Annotated in this window: 20 protein-coding genes; 15 read left to right on the forward strand and 5 right to left on the reverse strand. The window is 70.7% G+C overall.

What is annotated here, in order from left to right:
• Position 1: 1 nt before the first annotated feature.
• Entirely contained in the window at positions 2 to 817 is an 816-nt protein-coding gene (locus tag ACGFRF_RS32105; protein WP_393745989.1) for an inositol monophosphatase family protein, read from the forward strand.
• Between the two features lie 110 nt (positions 818 to 927).
• Here ACGFRF_RS32105 and ACGFRF_RS32110 read toward each other — a convergent pair whose 3' ends face one another.
• On the reverse strand, positions 928 to 1,101 hold the full coding sequence (locus ACGFRF_RS32110) for a hypothetical protein (protein ID WP_186581674.1): 174 nt from the start codon (positions 1,099 to 1,101) through the stop codon (positions 928 to 930).
• Positions 1,102 to 1,516: 415 nt separating this feature from the next.
• Here ACGFRF_RS32110 and ACGFRF_RS32115 point away from each other — a divergent pair, with 415 nt between their 5' ends.
• From ACGFRF_RS32115 to ACGFRF_RS32130, 4 genes are all read left to right on the forward strand, one after another.
• Entirely contained in the window at positions 1,517 to 2,170 is a 654-nt protein-coding gene (locus ACGFRF_RS32115; RefSeq protein WP_003993508.1) for a response regulator transcription factor, read from the forward strand.
• A gap of 6 nt (positions 2,171 to 2,176) precedes the next feature.
• A complete protein-coding gene (locus ACGFRF_RS32120) occupies positions 2,177 to 3,424 on the forward strand; it encodes a sensor histidine kinase (protein WP_393745991.1) in 1,248 nt (415 codons plus the stop codon).
• Between the two features lie 393 nt (positions 3,425 to 3,817).
• A complete protein-coding gene (locus ACGFRF_RS32125) occupies positions 3,818 to 4,114 on the forward strand; it encodes a DUF4193 domain-containing protein (RefSeq protein WP_003997302.1) in 297 nt (98 codons plus the stop codon).
• Between the two features lie 13 nt (positions 4,115 to 4,127).
• On the forward strand, positions 4,128 to 5,042 hold the full coding sequence (locus ACGFRF_RS32130) for a hypothetical protein (RefSeq protein WP_393745993.1): 915 nt from the start codon (positions 4,128 to 4,130) through the stop codon (positions 5,040 to 5,042).
• A gap of 13 nt (positions 5,043 to 5,055) precedes the next feature.
• Here the strand turns inward: ACGFRF_RS32130 and ACGFRF_RS32135 are convergent, their stop codons facing one another.
• Complete coding sequence (locus ACGFRF_RS32135) at positions 5,056 to 5,520, reverse strand: DUF3093 domain-containing protein (RefSeq protein ID WP_393745995.1); 465 nt, start codon at positions 5,518 to 5,520, stop codon at positions 5,056 to 5,058.
• A gap of 58 nt (positions 5,521 to 5,578) precedes the next feature.
• Here ACGFRF_RS32135 and ACGFRF_RS32140 point away from each other — a divergent pair, with 58 nt between their 5' ends.
• From ACGFRF_RS32140 to ACGFRF_RS32180, 9 genes are all read left to right on the forward strand, one after another.
• Positions 5,579 to 6,163, forward strand: coding sequence for a PaaI family thioesterase (locus ACGFRF_RS32140; RefSeq protein WP_393745997.1), 585 nt, complete (start codon positions 5,579 to 5,581; stop codon positions 6,161 to 6,163).
• Positions 6,160 to 6,711, forward strand: a complete 552-nt coding sequence (gene dut / locus ACGFRF_RS32145; RefSeq protein ID WP_393745999.1) for a dUTP diphosphatase — start codon at positions 6,160 to 6,162, stop codon at positions 6,709 to 6,711. Before ACGFRF_RS32140 ends, dut begins: the two co-directional genes overlap by 4 nt.
• A 1-nt stretch (position 6,712) precedes the next feature.
• Positions 6,713 to 7,477: a DUF3710 domain-containing protein gene (locus ACGFRF_RS32150; protein WP_393746001.1), complete on the forward strand. Its 765-nt coding sequence runs from the start codon at positions 6,713 to 6,715 to the stop codon at positions 7,475 to 7,477.
• A 146-nt stretch (positions 7,478 to 7,623) separates the two neighbouring features.
• Complete coding sequence (locus tag ACGFRF_RS32155) at positions 7,624 to 8,793, forward strand: alginate lyase family protein (RefSeq protein ID WP_393746003.1); 1,170 nt, start codon at positions 7,624 to 7,626, stop codon at positions 8,791 to 8,793.
• Positions 8,794 to 8,862: 69 nt separating this feature from the next.
• Positions 8,863 to 9,555 carry an ABC transporter ATP-binding protein gene (locus ACGFRF_RS32160; RefSeq protein ID WP_393746005.1) on the forward strand — a complete coding sequence of 231 codons (693 nt, stop codon included), beginning with the start codon at positions 8,863 to 8,865 and terminating at the stop codon, positions 9,553 to 9,555.
• Between the two features lie 135 nt (positions 9,556 to 9,690).
• Positions 9,691 to 12,246 (forward strand): ATP-binding protein, encoded by a 2,556-nt coding sequence (locus ACGFRF_RS32165; protein ID WP_393746007.1) that lies wholly within the window; start codon positions 9,691 to 9,693, stop codon positions 12,244 to 12,246.
• Positions 12,243 to 12,932, forward strand: a complete 690-nt coding sequence (locus ACGFRF_RS32170) for a response regulator (RefSeq protein WP_393746009.1) — start codon at positions 12,243 to 12,245, stop codon at positions 12,930 to 12,932. The genes ACGFRF_RS32165 and ACGFRF_RS32170 overlap by 4 nt, the downstream gene beginning before the upstream one ends.
• A 73-nt stretch (positions 12,933 to 13,005) precedes the next feature.
• A complete protein-coding gene (locus tag ACGFRF_RS32175) occupies positions 13,006 to 13,404 on the forward strand; it encodes an OB-fold nucleic acid binding domain-containing protein (RefSeq protein ID WP_078894191.1) in 399 nt (132 codons plus the stop codon).
• A gap of 3 nt (positions 13,405 to 13,407) precedes the next feature.
• Entirely contained in the window at positions 13,408 to 14,175 is a 768-nt protein-coding gene (locus tag ACGFRF_RS32180; protein ID WP_393746011.1) for a DUF3159 domain-containing protein, read from the forward strand.
• Positions 14,176 to 14,245: 70 nt separating this feature from the next.
• On the opposite strand, the gene ACGFRF_RS32185 is transcribed toward ACGFRF_RS32180, so the two are convergent.
• The 3 genes from ACGFRF_RS32185 to ACGFRF_RS32195 all read right to left on the reverse strand — a co-directional run bounded on the left by ACGFRF_RS32185 (position 14,246) and on the right by ACGFRF_RS32195 (position 15,837).
• Positions 14,246 to 14,917, reverse strand: coding sequence for a potassium channel family protein (locus ACGFRF_RS32185; RefSeq protein ID WP_393746013.1), 672 nt, complete (start codon positions 14,915 to 14,917; stop codon positions 14,246 to 14,248).
• A complete protein-coding gene (locus tag ACGFRF_RS32190) occupies positions 14,917 to 15,588 on the reverse strand; it encodes an NAD-binding protein (protein ID WP_392074965.1) in 672 nt (223 codons plus the stop codon). The genes ACGFRF_RS32185 and ACGFRF_RS32190 overlap by 1 nt, the downstream gene beginning before the upstream one ends.
• A gap of 114 nt (positions 15,589 to 15,702) precedes the next feature.
• Positions 15,703 to 15,837, reverse strand: coding sequence for a hypothetical protein (locus ACGFRF_RS32195; protein ID WP_393746078.1), 135 nt, complete (start codon positions 15,835 to 15,837; stop codon positions 15,703 to 15,705).
• A gap of 161 nt (positions 15,838 to 15,998) precedes the next feature.
• Between ACGFRF_RS32195 and ACGFRF_RS32200 the strand changes: the two genes are divergently transcribed.
• Positions 15,999 to 18,050, forward strand: coding sequence for an APC family permease (locus tag ACGFRF_RS32200; protein ID WP_393746016.1), 2,052 nt, complete (start codon positions 15,999 to 16,001; stop codon positions 18,048 to 18,050).
• The last annotated feature ends 89 nt before the right edge of the window (positions 18,051 to 18,139 follow it).

The following is an 18,139-nucleotide window of genomic DNA, read 5'->3' on the forward strand; positions in this document are numbered from 1 at the left end:
CGTGACCGACGCCCTGCACCGGGACCTGCTCGACCTGGCCCAGGAGGCCGCCCGCCGCGCCGGCGAGCTGCTGCGGGACGGCCGCCCGGCCGACCTGACCGTGGCGAAGACCAAGTCCAGCCCGATCGACGTCGTCACCGAGATGGACATCGCGGCGGAGAAGCTGATCACCGACCTGATCTCCGGCCGGCGCCCCGACGACGGCTTCCTCGGCGAGGAGGGCGCCTCCGTCGCGGGCACGAGCGGTGTCCGCTGGGTGATCGATCCGCTCGACGGCACCGTCAACTACCTGTACGGCCTGCCGACCTGGGCGGTGTCCATCGCGGCCGAGCAGGACGGCGAGACCGTCGTCGGGGTCGTCGCGGCACCCATGCGCGGCGAGACGTACTACGCCGTGCGCGGCGGCGGCGCGTGGGCCACGGGCGCATGGGAGGGCGAGCGGGCGCTCACCTGCCGCCCCGCGCCCCCGCTGGACCAGGCACTGGTCTCCACCGGCTTCGCCTACGTCGCCGAGGTCCGCGCCCACCAGGCCGAGGTGGCCGGCCGGATCGTCCCGCTGCTCCGGGACATCCGGCGCGGCGGCTCGGCTGCGGTCGACCTGTGCGATGTGGCCTGCGGCCGGCTCGACGGGTACTACGAGCGCGGGCTCAACGCGTGGGACTTCGCCGCGGGGGACCTGATCGCCCGGGAGGCGGGCGCGCTGACCGGTGGACGGCCCGGAGAGCGGCCCTCACGTGACCTCACGGTCGCCGCTGCCCCGGGGGTCTTCGAGCCCCTCCAGCGGCTGCTGGAGGATTTCGGGGCCTGGCACGACTGACCGAAGGCGCGGGCCCGCAGGGGAACCGGGGAAGGCGCCGGCGGGCGAAGACGAACGGGACCCCCGGCGCTGGATTCGCCGGGGGTCCCGTCGGTGCGCTTTCGGGCCGATCAGACGCGTGACGCGCCGACCTCCACACCGTGTTCGGCGGCGAGGCGTCGCAGGTCGTCGAGCTCTGCCTGCTCCACCTCGGCGAGGAAGTCGTCGCCCTCGTCACGAGCCCGCGACAGGTCGGACTCGGTCGCCCTTATGCGCTGCAGAAGTCCTGCGGTGAAAGCGTCCATGCTGCGCCCCCTCGTCCTGGGTCGTGGGTCGGTGGCACGGGGGTGTGCCGGTTGAGAAGGGGCGATCACGTCTCCTGTAGGTGCCCAGCGCTGCCCTGCTGGGCGGCGACGGTGCCGGACACCCACGCCCGCCCTGCGGAAGCGGATGGCGGAGTGCCGCATGGTGCTGCGGCACATGCAGAGCGTGATCGCGGGGTGTAAAGCCGTCCTCCCCCCGCTCCCTTCCCCGGAAACCTCAACCGGAGGAAAAAATCTCGTATTCCCGACCTCCGACCCCGGTCCCTGCGGCCCTGACCCCGCCTTACAGCCGACTTACGGCCGAAAAGGGCAGGATGGAGGTCACACCCCACGAACACCCCTGCCCGCTCGCGCCCACGGCGCGCTACGCGGGTGGACATGAGGAAGGACAAGCGACGTGCGCGTACTCGTCGTCGAGGACGAGCAACTGCTCGCCGATGCGGTGGCCACCGGACTGCGCCGGGAGGCCATGGCCGTCGACGTCGTGTACGACGGTGCGGCCGCCCTGGAGCGCATCGGCGTCAACGACTACGACGTGGTCGTCCTCGACCGCGACCTCCCGCTCGTGCACGGTGACGACGTCTGCCGCAAGATCGTGGAACTGGGTATGCCCACGCGCGTGCTCATGCTCACCGCGTCCGGTGACGTCAGCGACCGCGTAGAGGGCCTGGAGATCGGCGCCGACGACTATCTGCCCAAGCCGTTCGCGTTCAGCGAGCTGATCGCGCGCGTGCGCGCCCTCGGCCGCCGCACGAGCGTGCCGCTGCCGCCGGTCCTGGAGCGGGCCGGCATCAAGCTCGACCCCAACCGCCGCGAGGTCTTCCGCGACGGCAAGGAGGTCCAGCTCGCGCCCAAGGAATTCGCGGTCCTGGAGGTGCTGATGCGCAGCGAGGGCGCGGTCGTCTCCGCCGAGCAGCTGCTGGAGAAGGCGTGGGACGAGAACACCGACCCGTTCACCAACGTGGTGCGTGTGACGGTCATGACCCTGCGCCGCAAGCTCGGCGAGCCCCCCGTGATCGTCACGGTCCCCGGCTCCGGCTACCGGATCTGATCGCCCGTGGCCGCGACGCCGGCGCCGCCCCAGGCGCCCCCGAAACCCACCTGGGACCCCAGGAGGCCGCAGCCCCCCTTCCCCTGGCTGCGCCCGACCATCCGGATACGGCTCACGCTGCTCTACGGCGGCATGTTCCTGATCGCCGGCATCCTGTTGCTGTCGATCATCTATCTGCTGGCCGCGCAGGCGATCAGCACCGGCAACCAGCCGCTGTTCAAGATCGTCAGCTTCCAGCAGCTCAAGGTCTCCAGCGACAACTGCCCCGCGATCAACACGACCGCCCTGTCGCTGCAGGACTTCAACGACGCGATCAGCCAGTGCGTCGACCACCAGCGCCAGGCGGCCCTGGACAACCTGCTCAGCCGGTCGCTGCTGGCCCTGCTGGGTCTCGCCGTGATCGCCTTCGCGTTCGGCTACGCGATGGCCGGCCGCGTGCTGTCCCCGCTCGGCCGGATCACCCGCACCGCCCGCCAGGTGGCCGGTTCCGACCTGTCGCGCCGCATCGAGCTGGACGGTCCGGACGACGAGCTGAAGGAGCTGGCGGACACCTTCGACGACATGCTGGAGCGTCTGGAGCGGGCCTTCACCGCCCAGCAGCGCTTCGTGGGCAACGCCTCCCACGAGCTGCGCACGCCGCTGGCGATCAACCGCACCCTGCTGGAAGTGCACCTGTCCGACCCGAACGCACCGGTGGAGCTGCAGCAGCTCGGCAAGACGCTGCTGGCCACCAACGAGCGCAGCGAGCAGCTCGTGGAGGGTCTGCTGCTGCTCGCCCGCAGCGACAACCAGATCGTCGAGCGCAAGCCGGTCGACCTGGCTGAGGTGGCCACCCAGGCCGTCGACCAGGTGCACGCCGAGGCGGAGGCCAAGGGCGTCAAGATCCGCGGCGGGCGCAAGCCGGCCGTGGTGCAGGGCAACGGCGTGCTGCTGGAGCGGATCGCGCTGAACCTCGTACAGAACGCGGTGCGCTACAACGTGGCCGAGGGCGGCTGGGTCGAGGTGGACACCGAGGTCGAGCACGGCCAGGCGGTGCTCACCGTGTCGAACACCGGGCCGGTCGTGCCGGCGTACGAGATCGACAACCTCTTCGAGCCGTTCAGACGGCTTCGTACGGAGCGCACGGGCAGCGACAAGGGGGTGGGCCTCGGGCTGTCCATCGTCCGCTCCGTGGCCCGCGCGCACGGCGGGCACATCGTGGCGCAGCCCCGGGAGGGCGGCGGCCTGGTGATGCGCGTCACCCTGCCGCTGTGACCAGGGGCCGACACACGCGGAGGATGTTCGCTTTGCGCGGAATTTTCAAAGGGTCCGACGAGGTTGGACTTGTGTGATCGATCACATGGGAGGATTTCCGGACATGCACTCTCCGTGATCATGACACAAGGTGGAAAGCCGGGAAAGTCCTGGTTTTCAGGGCTCTTGATCACGGGAAGTACACGGGGAGGCGCCTTTGAGGTGCGACATTCGAACCGTGTACGGTCCTCACCGCCGTCCAAGCCGATCACTCTCGAGGGATCGGGTTGGGTGTCGATTGAGTAACAGACCTTGATGTGAGGCAAAATCTCCGCCTCAGGTCGGGCACAAGTCCGGCCTCTCACGCGTTACGTGCGCTGGAGACACCGCAGACACCCAGAGGGGGAGAGCGATATGGCAACCGATTACGACACTCCACGCAAGACCGACGACGACGTCGACTCGGACAGCCTTGAAGAGCTGAAGGCCAGGCGGAACGACAAGTCCACCTCGTCGGTGGACGTCGACGAGTTCGAGGCCGCAGAGGGCCTCGAGCTGCCCGGCGCCGACCTTTCCAACGAGGAACTGGCCGTCCGAGTGCTGCCCAAGCAGCAGGACGAGTTCACCTGCATGAGCTGCTTCCTGGTGCACCACCGCAGCCAGCTGGCCCGCGAGAAGAACGGTCAGCCGATCTGCCGCGACTGCGACTGAGGACGGGTCGGCCGTGTCTGGCTCGACCCCTCCATGGAAGCGCCGCTTCCCCCTGGGGAAAGCGGACCCGGGGCCGTCCGACGGCCCGCACGGCGCGCGTGACGACGAGCGGGGCTCATCCGGTGCGGGAGCCTCGCTCGAACCGGCCGCCGCCGGGGAAGACCCGCCGGCGCCGGTGCGGCATCCCGCGCCCGTCGCGAGGCGACGGGTCGCGGTGATGCGTGACAAGGCCCGGGACATGGCCCGGGAAGGGGCCCGTAGAGGCGGCAGCCGCGCTCGCGCGGGGCTGGCGTACCTCACGGACCGGATCATCGAGATCGCCCCGCGTATCCCCGTACGCGACCTCGCGACCCTGCGCAGGCAGTTCCCCGGCTTCGGGCCGGAAGAACTCGCCGACAAGCTGGTGGCGGGCGCGGCGGCCGGGACCTCGACGGTCGGGGCCGGCATCGGGGCGGCGGCGATGCTGCCGGTGCCTCCGGCCATGCCGACCGAACTGGCCGCGGAGATCACCGGGGTCGCCGTGGTCGAACTGAAGCTGATCGCCGAACTGCACGAGGTCTACGGCGCACGTCCGCCGGGGAACCTCAAGGTCCGCAGCACCGCGTATCTGTCCTCCTGGTCGGGGGAGCGCGGGATCGACGTGATGAAGCCGTCGACGTACGACACGGCCCTCGGAGGCCGTATGAAACGCCAACTGCGTCAGCAGATCATGAAGCGGATGGTCCGCGACCTGCCCAACCTGATGCCGTTCATGGTCGGAGCCGCCGTCGGGGCGGCCATGAACCGCCGGGACACCAGGAGACTCGCGGCGCGCATCCGCGCCGACCTGCGCAAGGTCCAGGTGCCGTGGGACGAGCTGCAGGGGCTGCCGCCCCTGGAGAAGCCCGCGGAGCCGCTGAAGATGCGCGACCTGCCCGACGAGCTCTAGGACCCGAGGGGCTCTAGGTGTTCGCCTTCCGGGCCGCCTCGATCGCCGCGGCCAGCTTCTCCGGCTCCCGCGTCGACAGGTACAGGTACGGCGTCGGGTCCTCGGGGTCGGTGACCTCCACCCGCAGCGCCGTGGGGATGTAGGCCCGCAGCAGCAGGAAGGCGCGGGTGTCGGCCTTGTACGTCCGCCAGGCGCGGGCCTCCTCCGCGTCCAGGATCTGCGACCCGCCCAGCGCCGACACCGGGATCTTCGCCTCGCCCGCTATCAGGGAGCCACCCACCACACGGATGCGCGGGGAGCCGTAGGCGCTGGCCACCACCGCCGCGGCGGCCGTACCGCCGACCAGGCCGCCGAGCAGCGGCAGGGTGCCGAACGGCAGCAGGATCAGGGCGAACGAGACACCCACGAGGAAGCTGATCAGCCACCACGAACGGGGGGCGGTGAGGCGTTCTTCGTAAGGGGTGGCGGTGAGCTGCATGGAGCCAAGCTTGGCACGGGATCCGGAACACCCGGACGCGCGGGTAAGGTCTGCGCCTGTGAGTGGTAGTTCAGCAGCCCTTCGACCTCCCGCCGACGCGGTGCAACCGGTACGGCACCCCGACGCGCCCGCGCCCGGGGATTTCCTCGGCGCCCACTACGAACACTGTTTCGGTTGCGGCCCCGGGCAGCCGCACGGACTGCACCTGGCCGCCCGGGCCGGTGAGGGCGTCTCGCTGACCGCCGAGTTCACCGTCCAGCCCGCCCATCAGGGCGCCCCCGGCCTCGCGCACGGCGGAGTGCTGGCCGCGGCCCTGGACGAGACGCTCGGCTCACTGAACTGGCTGCTGCGGACCATCGCCGTCACCGGGCGGCTGGAGACCGACTTCGTACGGCCCGTGCCCGTCGGGACCACGCTGCACCTGGAGGCCGAGGTCACCGCCGTCGCCGGCCGGAAGATCTACTCCACCGCCACCGGGCGCATCGGCGGCCCCGACGGGCCTGTCGCCGTCCGCGCCGACGCCCTCTTCGTCGAGGTCAAGGTGGACCACTTCGTCGACCACGGCCGCGAGGAAGAGATCCAGGCCGCCATGAACGACCCGGACCAGATCCGGCGTGCCCGCGCCTTCGAGGTGAACCCGTGAGCCGAACCCCGCTGAACGTGCTGATCCGGCGCCTGGACCCGGGCGTACCGCTTCCGGAGTACGAGCACCCGGGGGACGCCGGCGCCGATCTGCGCACCACCGAGGCCTGTGAGCTGAAGCCCGGTGAGCGTGCCGTGCTGCCCACGGGTGTGTCGATCGCCCTCCCGGAGGGGTACGCGGCCTTCGTGCACCCGCGTTCCGGCCTCGCCGCGCGCTGCGGCGTGGCCCTCGTGAATGCCCCAGGGACGGTTGACGCCGGGTACCGTGGGGAGATCAAGGTGATCCTGGTGAATCTCGACCCGCGCGAGTCCGTGCGGTTCGAGCGCTTCGACCGGATTGCCCAACTGGTCGTCCAGCAGGTCGAGAAGGTCCGCTTCCAGGAGGTGGCGGAACTTCCCGGCTCGGCGCGGGCCGAGGGGGGCTTCGGGTCCACCGGTGGCCATGCCGCGGTGGGCGGCGAGAGCGGCACAAGCGGTCAGGCCGCCCTGGGCGGTCCGACGGGTGGGAATCGATACGCTTCGGTCGTATCCGACCGGGAAGGACAGTGACGTGTTCGGACGTCGCAAGAAGAAGGGTGCCGCCGAGGACGCGGCCGGCGAGGCCGAGCAGGTCGTCGACAACGTCGACACCGAGGCGGACGAGGAAGAGGAGGCCGAGCGCGAGCGCGTCCGGCTGGAGCCCGGGCCCCGGCCCGACGGGCCGTGGGACAGCAGCGAGGTGCGCGACCCGGGTGAGGGCCGTGTGGACCTCGGCGGGCTGTTCATCCCGGGCGTCGACGGCATGGAGCTGCGGGTCGAGGTCGCCGGTGACGCGATCGTCGCCGCGACCGTCGTGCTGCGCGACAGCGCCATCCAGCTCCAGGCGTTCGCCGCGCCCAAGCGCGAGGGCATCTGGGGCGAGGTCCGCGAGGAGATCGCGTCCGGCATCACCCAGCAGGGTGGCATCGTCGACGAGGCCGAGGGTCCGCTGGGCTGGGAGCTGCGCGCTCAGGTGCCGGTGCAGCTGCCCGACGGCACCGGCGGCTTCCAGGTCGTGCGGTTCGTCGGCGTGGACGGCCCGCGCTGGTTCCTGCGCGGTGTGATCTCCGGCCAGGGCGCGGTGCAGCCGCAGGCCGCCGGTCTGCTGGAGCAGATCTTCCGTGACACGGTCGTGGTCCGCGGCGAGGGCCCGATGGCGCCCCGCGACCCGATCGTCCTCAAGCTGCCCAACGACGCCCAGATGGTTCCCGAGGGCGTCCAGCAGGAGGAGGGCTCGCGCTTCTCCGGCGGCATGGGCCAGCTGCAGCGCGGACCGGAGACCACCGAGGTCCGCTGAGTCGGGACGACGGAGGGCCGCACCCTTGGGTGCGGCCCTTTCGCATGCGTGACCCCTTGACGGACGAATGGTCTGTACCTACGGTCTCCGGCCAACGCCTGCGTTCATACAGGCACTCCGCGTTCACGTACGAGAACGGAGTCACTGTGCGTCGTACCCCCCTGCTCGCCCTTGTGGTCGCGCTCCTGCTGGGCGCCTTCACCGCACCCGCCGCCCACTCCGCCCCCGATGCCTTCGCACACCCCGGAGTCACCGTCTCCCGGGGCCAGCTGGACTTCGCCCGCGACAAGGTGCTGGCCGGCGCCCAGCCCTGGAAGGGCGCCTACGACCAGATGATGGCGAGCAAGTACGCCGACCTGAACCGCACGCCCAAACCCTGGGCCACCGTCGAGTGCGGCTCCTACTCCAACCCCAACTACGGCTGCACCGACGAGCGCGAGGACGCGATCGCCGCCTACACCGACGCCCTCGCCTGGTACATCACCCGCGACACGCGCTACGCCCAGAAGGCCATCCAGATCATGGACGCCTGGTCGGCCACCATCACCAGCCACACCAACAGCAACGCACCCCTGCAGACCGGCTGGGCGGGCTCCTCCTGGCCCAAGGCCGCCGAGATCATCAAGTACACGTACACCGGCGGTTGGGCCAACCAGAGCCGCTTCGCGACCATGCTCCGCAACGTCTACCTGCCGGTGGTCATCAAGGGCTCCAACTCCAACGGCAACTGGGAGCTGTCCATGATGGAGGCCGCCGTCGGCATCTCCGTCTTCCTGGAGGACAAGGCCTCGTACGACACCGCGATGGCCAAGTTCCGCACCCGCGCCGCCGCCTACGTCTACCTCGCCTCCGACGGCGATCTGCCCAAGACCGTGCCCAGCCAGAACCTGAACACCCGGGACAAGATCGTCGCCTACTGGCAGGGCCAGTCCACCTTCGTCACCGGCCTCACCCAGGAGACCTGCCGCGACTTCACGCACACCGGGTACGGCATCTCCGCGATCTCCCACATCGCCGAGACCAGCCGGATCCAGGGCCAGGACCTGTACGGCACCGACGTCGGCGAACGCCTGCGGCAGGCGCTCGGCTTCCAGTCCAAGTACCAGCTCGGCACGGCCGCCCCCAGCTGGCTGTGCGGCGGCACCCTGCATCTCGGACTCGGCCCGGTCACCGAGGTCGGCTACAACGCCCTGCACAACCGCCTCGGCATCGCCATGACCAACACCCAGACGCTGACCCAGCAGCAGCGCCCGGCCGGCAGCAACAACCTCTTCGTCGCCTGGGAGACCCTCACCCACGGCGACAACCCCAACTGAACCGTTGAACGGCCGGGCGCCGCACGGCGATACTGGCGCCCGGTCCACGGGGACGACGGGGGAGACGGAATGAGTCAGGTGCTCACCGAGACCATGGTGCGTGTCGAGGACGTCCACAAGTCCTACGGGCGGGACGCCGCCGCCGTGCACGCCCTGCGCGGCGTCTCCTTCGAGGTGCCGCGCGGCGAACTCGTCGCCCTCAAGGGACGCTCCGGCTCCGGCAAGACCACGCTGCTGAACATCGTCGGCGGACTCGACACGCCCGACCGGGGGCGGGTCGAGGTCGACGGGCGGCAGCTCGGGGAGCTGGGCGAGAGCGAGCTGCTGCGGCTGCGCCGGGACCGGATCGGGTTCGTCTTCCAGTCCTTCGGGCTCATCCCGATCCTCACCGCGGCCGAGAACGTCGGCGTACCCCTGCGACTGCGCCGCGCCGAGCCGCGCCAGCGGGAGGAGCGCGTCGAGCTGCTGCTCTCCCTCGTCGGACTCGCCGGTCACGCGGCCCAGCGGCCCGGCGAGCTGTCCGGCGGCCAGCAGCAGCGGGTGGCCATCGCCCGCGCCCTCGCCAACCGCCCGGCCCTGCTGATCGCCGACGAACCGACCGGGCAGCTCGACGCCGAGACCGGGCACGCCGTGATGGAGCTGCTGCGGGCCGTCGTCCGCACCGAGCAGGTCACCGCCCTGGTCGCCACCCATGACGCGACCCTCCTCGACCTCGCCGACCGGGTGCTGGAACTGCGCGACGGCGAGATCACCGAGCACTGAACCGCGGGGAGCGCGGACGGCACATCAGGATTGCGTCAAAGGTGCCCTCCGGCGCGGCCCCTGTCCCGTTCGCCGTGATCGTGGGCCGTAGGGTCGACGCTGCGTAGGCAGGAGTCACGGGAAGACAATGGGGCCATGGCACGCGGCAAGCTTCGGATCTACCTCGGTGCCGCACCGGGTGTGGGCAAGACCTACGCCATGCTGTCCGAGGCGCACCGCCGCATCGAGCGGGGCACCGACTGCGTCGTCGCGTTCGTCGAGGCCCACGGCCGGCCGCGCACCGAGGTGATGCTGCACGGTCTGGAGCAGATACCGCGCAGCCGGCTGGAGTACCGGGAGACCACCTTCGGTGAGATGGACGTCGACGCCGTGCTGCGCCGCAGCCCCGCCGTCGCCCTCGTGGACGAACTCGCCCACACCAACGTGCCCGGTTCCCGCAACGCCAAGCGCTGGCAGGACGTGGAGGAACTGCTCGCCGCCGGGATCGACGTGATATCGACCGTCAACATCCAGCACCTGGAATCACTCGGCGACGTCGTGGAGTCGATCACCGGGGTGCGGCAGCGCGAGACCGTGCCCGACGAGGTGGTACGGCGGGCCGACCAGATCGAGCTGGTCGACATGTCCCCGCAGGCCCTGCGCCGCCGTATGGCGCACGGCAACATCTACCAGCCGGACAAGGTCGACGCGGCCCTGTCCAACTACTTCCGCCCCGGCAACCTCACCGCCCTGCGCGAGCTGGCGCTGCTGTGGGTGGCCGACCGGGTCGACGAGTACCTCAACGAGTACCGCAGCGAACACCGGGTCTCCCGGATCTGGGGCTCCCGCGAGCGGATCGTCGTCGGGCTGACCGGCGGACCCGAGGGGCGCACGCTCATCCGCCGTGCCGCCCGGCTGGCCGAGAAAGGGGCCGGCGGCGAGGTCCTCGCCGTCTACATAGCCCGCAGCGACGGGCTGACCTCGGCCTCCCCGAAGGAACTGGCCGTCCAGCGCACCCTCGTGGAGGACCTCGGCGGCACTTTCCACCACGTGGTCGGTGACGACATACCGGCCGCCCTGCTGGACTTCGCGCGCGGCGTCAACGCCACCCAGATCGTCCTGGGCTCCTCGCGACGCAAGGCCTGGCAGTACGTCTTCGGGCCCGGTGTCGGCGCCACGGTCGCCCGGGACTCCGGCCCCGATCTCGACGTCCACATCGTCACCCACGAGGAGGTCGCCAAGGGCCGCGGACTGCCCGTGGCCCGCGGCGGACGGCTCGGGCGGGCCCGGATCCGCTGGGGCTGGGCGGTGGGCCTGGCCGGCCCCGCGGTCCTCGCGGTGCTGCTGAACAGCGTCGATCTCGGTCTCGCCAACGACATGCTGCTGTTCCTGGCCGTCACGGTCGCGGCGGCCCTGCTCGGCGGCCTGCTGCCCGCCCTGGCCTCGGCGGCCTTCGGCTCGCTGCTGCTGAACTACTTCTACACCCCGCCGCTGCACCGGCTGACCGTCGCCGACCCCAGGAACATCGTCGCCATCGCGATCTTCTTCGGCGTCGGCATGGCGGTCGCCTCGGTGGTGGACCTGGCGGCCCGGCGCACCCACCAGGCCGCCCGGCTGCGCGCCGAGTCCGAGATACTCTCCTTCCTCGCCGGCAACGTGCTGCGCGGCGAGACCGGCCTGGAGGAGCTGCTGGAGCGGGTCCGCGAGACCTTCGCCATGGAGTCGGCCGCCCTGCTGGAGCGGGCGAGCGACGTCGACCCGTGGACCTGCGCCGGCCGCGCCGGATCCGGGCCCCCGCTCGAGCGCCCCGAGGACGCCGACGTCGACATGCCGGTCGGCGACCACATGGCCCTCGCGCTCACCGGCCGGGTGCTGCCCGCCGAGGACCGCCGGGTGCTCGCCGCCTTCGCCGCCCAGGCAGCCGTCGTCCTCGACCGCAGGCGCCTGCGGGAAGAGGCCGACCGGGCCCGCGCGCTCGCCGAGGGCAACCGCATCCGCACCGCCCTGCTGGCCGCCGTCAGCCACGATCTGCGCACCCCGCTCGCCGGGATCAAGGCCGCGGTCTCCTCCCTCCGCTCCGACGACGTGGCCTGGTCCGAGGAGGATCAGGCGGAGCTGCTCCAGGGCATCGAGGAGGGCGCCGACCGCCTCGACCACCTCGTGGGCAACCTCCTCGACATGTCCCGCCTGCAGACCGGCACCGTCACCCCGCTCATCCGCGAGATCGACGTGGACGAGGTCGTCCCGATGGCGCTGGGGGGCGTACCCGAGGGCAGCGTCGAGCTGGACGTGCCCGAGACCCTGCCGATGGTCGCCGTCGACCCCGGGCTGCTGGAGCGGTCGGTGGCCAACCTGGTGGAGAACGCCGTCAAGTACAGCCCGCGCGGGCGGCGTGTCCTGGTCTCCGCCAGCGCCATGGCCGACCGGGTCGAGGTGCGGGTGGTGGATCGCGGACCGGGCGTGCCGGACGAGGCCAAGGACCGCATCTTCGCGCCCTTCCAGCGGTACGGTGACGCTCCGCGCGGTGCCGGGGTAGGGCTCGGCCTGGCGGTTGCCCGGGGCTTCGCCGAGGCCATGGGCGGCACCCTGGACGCCGAGGACACGCCGGGCGGCGGGCTCACCATGGTGCTCGGCCTCCGCGCGGCGGGATCGCCGCCCGCGTCCCTCGGCACGGGCACGGACATCGCAGAACCGGAAAGGCAGCCCCTATGACGACCCGGGTGCTCGTGGTCGACGACGAGCCGCAGATCGTGCGCGCCCTCGTGATCAACCTCAAGGCGCGCAAGTACGAGGTCGACGCGGCCCCCGACGGCAGGACCGCGCTCGAACTCGCCGCCTCCCACCACCCGGACGTGGTCGTCCTCGACCTGGGCCTGCCGGACATGGACGGCGTCGAGGTGATCAGAGGCCTGCGCGGCTGGACCCGCGTGCCCATCCTGGTCCTCTCGGCCCGTCACTCCTCCGACGAGAAGGTGGAGGCGCTGGACGCGGGCGCCGACGACTACGTCACCAAGCCCTTCGGCATGGACGAACTGCTGGCCCGGCTCCGCGCCGCCGTGCGCCGGGCCGAGCCGGTCGGCCCCGGCGCGGACGACCTGACGACCGTCGAGACGGAGGGGTTCACCGTCGACCTCGCCGCCAAGAAGGTCCACCGCGGCGGCAGGGACGTCCGGCTCACCCCGACCGAGTGGCACCTGCTGGAGGTCCTGGTCCGCGACACCGGCCGTCTGGTCAGCCAGAAACAGCTGCTTCAGGAGGTGTGGGGGCCGTCGTACGGGACCGAGACCAACTACCTGCGCGTCTACATGGCCCAGCTGCGCAGGAAGCTGGAGACGGACCCCTCGCACCCCAGGCACTTCATCACCGAGCCGGGGATGGGCTACCGCTTCGAGAAGTGAGCCGGCGCGTGGGCTGCCTGGCCGAAGTGAGCTGCCTTACGGTCCTGTCGGCTCTCCCCGGTACGCTCTAGTTATGACTGCTGTTCCTCGATCCGAAAAGCCGGCCGGCCGGTTCCGGCGCATGCTCGACCGGCTCTCCTCCTCGCAGGAGGACCTGGAGTCGGAGGAGCTGCGTGAGGACGCCGAGACGGCGGGCTGTACCAAGATCGGCGACTGTCGTGACCGGCAGATCGTCACCGTAACTGGTACCTTGCGCACGGTCACCCTGCGACCGCGGGCCGGAGTCCCGGCCCTGGAGGCCGAGCTGTTCGACGGCTCCGCCGCGCTGGACGTGGTGTGGCTCGGCAGGCGCTCCATCGTGGGCATAGAACCGGGGCGCAAGCTGATCGCATCGGGCCGGATCTCGATGAGCCGGGGCCGCCGGGTGCTGTTCAACCCGAAATACGAACTGCGACCCCTTGGACGGGAGTAGCCGGTGACGTCCCTCGACAAGCCGACCGAAGGCACCGACCAGAGCCCGTCGGACCATGCCCGCGCGGTGACCGAGGCCGCGCTGTTCGAGGCGTTCGGCGGTGTCCGCGGCATGGTCGAGACGGTCGTGCCGGGCCTGCTCTTCGTCGCGATCTTCACGGTCAACAAGGACCTGCACCTGTCGGCGATCGCCGCGCTGGCCGTGTCCCTGGTCCTGGTCGTCGTCCGGCTGGCCAGGAAGGACACCGTCAAGCACGCCTTCAGCGGGGTGTTCGGCGTGGCCTTCGGTGTCGTCTTCGCGATGTTCACCGGCAATGCCAAGGACTTCTACCTCCCCGGCATGCTCTACACGCTGGGCCTGGCGCTGGCGTACATCATCACGACCCTCGCCGGCGTGCCCCTGATCGGCCTCATCCTCGGCCCGGTCTTCAAGGAGAACCTCTCCTGGCGCACCCGCAACCCCGGCCGCAAGAAGGCGTACGCGAAGGCCAGCTGGGCCTGGGGCCTGATCCTGCTCGCCAAGTGCGCGATCCTCTTCCCGCTGTACTGGTGGGCCGACACCGCCCAGCTCGGCTGGGTCCTGGTCGCCCTGAAGATCCCGCCGTTCCTGCTGGCGGTATGGCTCACCTGGGTCTTCCTCGCCAAGGCCCCGGCTCCCATCGACGTCTTCGCGGAGATGGAAGCCGAGGAGCAGGCGGAGAAGGAGCGCAAGGCGGCTCTGGCCGCGGAGAGCGGCGAGGCGACGAGCGGACGGCACCGCCGGGACATGTGAGCGGTCCTACGACGTGAGAGGGCGCCCTTGGCATCAAGGGCGCCCTCTCACGTCGTACCGCCGAAAGGCGTCAGGCGTCTTCGCGCCGCACCGACAGCAGCTCCTCCAGCTGCTCCTCCCGGGCCTGCGCGGCCACGAAGAGCAGTTCGTCGCCCGCCTCCAGGGAGTCCTCCTTGGAGGGGGTCAGCACGCGGGTGCCGCGGATGATCGTGACCAGGGAGGTGTCCTGCGGCCACTCCACGTCGCCGACCTGGGTGCCGGCCAGGGCCGACTCCTCGGGCAGGGTCAGCTCGACGAGGTTGGCGTCGCCGTGGCTGAAGCGCAGCAGCCGGACCAGGTCGCCGACGCTCACCGCCTCCTCGACCAGGGCGGACATCAGGCGCGGGGTGGACACGGCCACGTCCACGCCCCAGGCCTCGTTGAACAGCCACTCGTTCTTGGGGTTGTTCACCCGGGCGACGACGCGCGGGACGCCGTACTCCGTCTTCGCGAGCAGCGAGACGACCAGGTTCACCTTGTCGTCGCCGGTCGCGGCGATGACGACGTTGCAGCGCTGGAGCGCCGCCTCGTCCAGGGACGTGATCTCGCAGGCGTCGGCCAGCAGCCACTCCGCCTGGGGCACCCGCTCCACCGAGATGGCGGTCGGGGCCTTGTCGATCAGCAGGACCTCGTGGCCGTTCTCCAGCAGCTCGCCCGCGATCGAGCGGCCGACGGCGCCGGCACCGGCAATGGCGACCCTCATCAGTGACCGCCCTCCTCTTCCGGGCCCCCGGCGAACGCCGCCTCGACCTTCTCCACGTCGTCCGTCCGCATCATCACGTGCACCAGATCGCCCTCCTGCAGCACCGTCTGCGAGGTGGGCAGGATGGCCTCGCCCAGGCGGGTCAGGAACGCCACCCGGACGCCCGTCTCCTCCTGCAATGTGCTGATCTTGTGCCCCACCCACTTCGGGGAGGCGTGCACCTCGGCGAGCTGGACACCGCCGGTGGGGTCGCGCCACAGCGGCTCGGCGCCCGAGGGCAGCAGACGGCGCAGCATCTGGTCGGCGGTCCAGCGGACCGTGGCCACGGTGGGGATGCCCAGACGCTGGTAGACCTCGGCGCGGCGGGGGTCGTAGATGCGGGCGGCCACGTTCTCCACACCGAACATCTCGCGGGCCACGCGCGCGGAGATGATGTTGGAGTTGTCACCGCTGGAGACGGCGGCGAAGGCGCCGGCCTCCTCGATGCCCGCCTCGCGCAGGGTGTCCTGGTCGAAGCCGACCCCGGTGACCCGGCGGCCCCCGAATCCCGGGCCCAGCCGGCGGAAGGCGGTGGGGTCCTGGTCGATCACGGCGACCGTGTGGCCCTGTTGCTCCAGGGTCTGGGCGAGAGCGGAACCCACTCTTCCGCAGCCCATGATGACGATGTGCACGACCGTCCTTCCGGTGTCCAAAAGTTGCTGCTCAGCATCAGGGTCTCAGACCGACGCCCAAAGCTACACACGGGCGGTTCGGGGCGGGCACCCCCCGTACGCGGGTTTGCCCGATCAGGGCCGCCGCTCCCCGTCGCCGATCATGGACCGCGCCCACCGGCGAGTGATGCTGCGCACGCTGAACAGGGTCAGGATTCCGAGGCCGACGAGGGCGACCGTGGCCCCGATCAGCTCAGCGGTCGCGGGCATGGAACCTCCGAGGTGCGAGGACAGGCGGGATTTGCCATCTAGGCACGGAAGGCGGGTCCGGCACGGAATCCGCAGGTCTTGTGTGGCTTGAGTTCACTCGTGGGGCAGATACGGGACGGCGACTGGGCGGCTGCCAGTTCGAAGGCTTACGATCCTCTCTCGTGTCCAAACTGACCGACGTGCCCAAACGGATCCTGATCGGGCGCGCACTGCGCAGTGACCGGCTGGGCGAAACACTCCTGCCGAAGCGCATCGCACTCCCCGTCTTCGCCTCCGACCCGCTGTCCTCCGTCGCCTACGCGCCGGGGGAGGTCCTGCTGGTCCTGTCCATCGCGGGCGTGTCGGCGTACCACTTCAGCCCCTGGATCGCCGCCGCGGTCGTCGTGCTGATGTTCACCGTGGTCGCCTCCTACCGGCAGAACGTGCACGCGTACCCGAGCGGCGGCGGCGACTACGAGGTGGCCAACACCAACCTCGGCCCCAAGGCCGGCCTGACCGTCGCCAGCGCCCTGCTCGTGGACTACGTCCTCACCGTCGCCGTCTCCATCGCCTCCGGCATCGAGAACCTCGGCTCCGCGATCCCGTTCGTGGTCGAGCACAAGGTGCTCTGCGCGACCGCCGTGATCGTGCTGCTGACGCTGATGAACCTGCGCGGCGTGAGGGAGTCGGGCAAGCTCTTCGCGATCCCGACGTACGTCTTCGTCGGCGGCGTCTTCATCATGATCGCGTGGGGCGCGTTCCGGGGCCTGATCCTCGGCGACACCATGCGTGCCCCGACGGCCGACTACCACATCAAGGCCGAACACCAGGGCCTCGCGGGCTTCGCGCTGGTCTTCCTGCTGCTGCGTGCCTTCTCCTCCGGCTGTGCCGCGCTGACGGGCGTGGAGGCCATCTCCAACGGCGTCCCGGCCTTCCGCAAGCCCAAGTCGAAGAACGCCGCGACCACGCTCGCGCTGATGGGCCTGCTGGCCGTCACCATGTTCTGCGGCATCATCGCCCTCGCGATGACGACGAAGGTCCGCATGGCCGAGCACCCGGCCACCGACCTGATCCACAACGGCAGCGCGGTCGGCTCCGGCTACGTCCAGAACCCGGTGATCTCCCAGGTCGCCGAGGCGGTGTTCGGCAAGGGCAGCTTCCTGTTCGTCCTGCTGGCGGCCGCCACGGCCCTGGTGCTGTTCCTCGCGGCCAACACGGCGTACAACGGCTTCCCGCTGCTCGGCTCGATCCTCGCCCAGGACCGCTACCTCCCGCGCCAGCTGCACACCCGCGGCGACCGCCTCGCCTTCTCCAACGGCATCGTGCTCCTCGCGGGCGCCGCGGCCCTGCTGGTCTTCATCTACGGCGCCGACTCCACGCGCCTGATCCAGCTGTACATCGTCGGCGTGTTCGTGTCCTTCACGCTCAGCCAGACCGGCATGGTCCGGCACTGGAACCGCCACCTCGCGGTCGAGAAGGACCCGTCCGAGCGCAGCCACATGATCCGCTCCCGCGCGATCAACGCGTTCGGCGCCTTCTTCACCGGCCTGGTGCTGGTCGTCGTCCTGGTCACCAAGTTCACGCACGGCGCCTGGGTGGCCCTGCTCGGCATGGTCATCTTCTACGCGACCATGACCGCGATCCGGAAGCACTACGACCGCGTCGCCGAGGAGATCGCGGCCCCCGAGGGCCCCGCCGACGACATGGTCCGCCCGTCCCGGGTGCATTCGGTCGTCCTGATCTCCAAGATCCACCGTCCGACGCTGCGCGCCCTGGCCTACGCCAAGCTGATGCGCTCGGACTCCCTGGAGGCGCTGACGGTCAACGTCGACCCGGCCGAGACCAAGGCACTGCGCGAGGAGTGGGAGCGGCGCGGCATCGACGTACCGCTGAAGGTCCTGGACTCGCCGTACCGCGAGATCACCCGACCGGTGATCGAGTACGTCAAGGGCCTACGCAAGGAGTCCCCGCGCGACGCGGTCTCCGTGATCATCCCCGAGTACGTGGTCGGCCACTGGTACGAGCACCTGCTGCACAACCAGAGCGCCCTGCGCCTGAAGGGCCGCCTGCTGTTCACACCGGGCGTCATGGTGACCTCGGTGCCCTACCAGCTGCAGTCCTCCGAGGCGGCCAAGCAGCGGGCCCGCAAGCGGCAGGAGTGGAGCGCGCCGGGCGCGGTCCGGCGTGGACCGGCGGTGGAACGGCCGAAGGAGTCGTCGGCGGCCCAGGACTGAGCCCCCGCGGGGAGGCCGTAGACTGGTGGGCTGTTGTCCGGCCCACCGGTGTGCGGCCGTTCTCGTAGCCGAGTCCCTTCCCCGAGGCT

It is taken from the genome of Streptomyces sp. NPDC048521 (assembly GCF_043199855.1).
Lineage (GTDB): Bacteria > Actinomycetota > Actinomycetes > Streptomycetales > Streptomycetaceae > Streptomyces.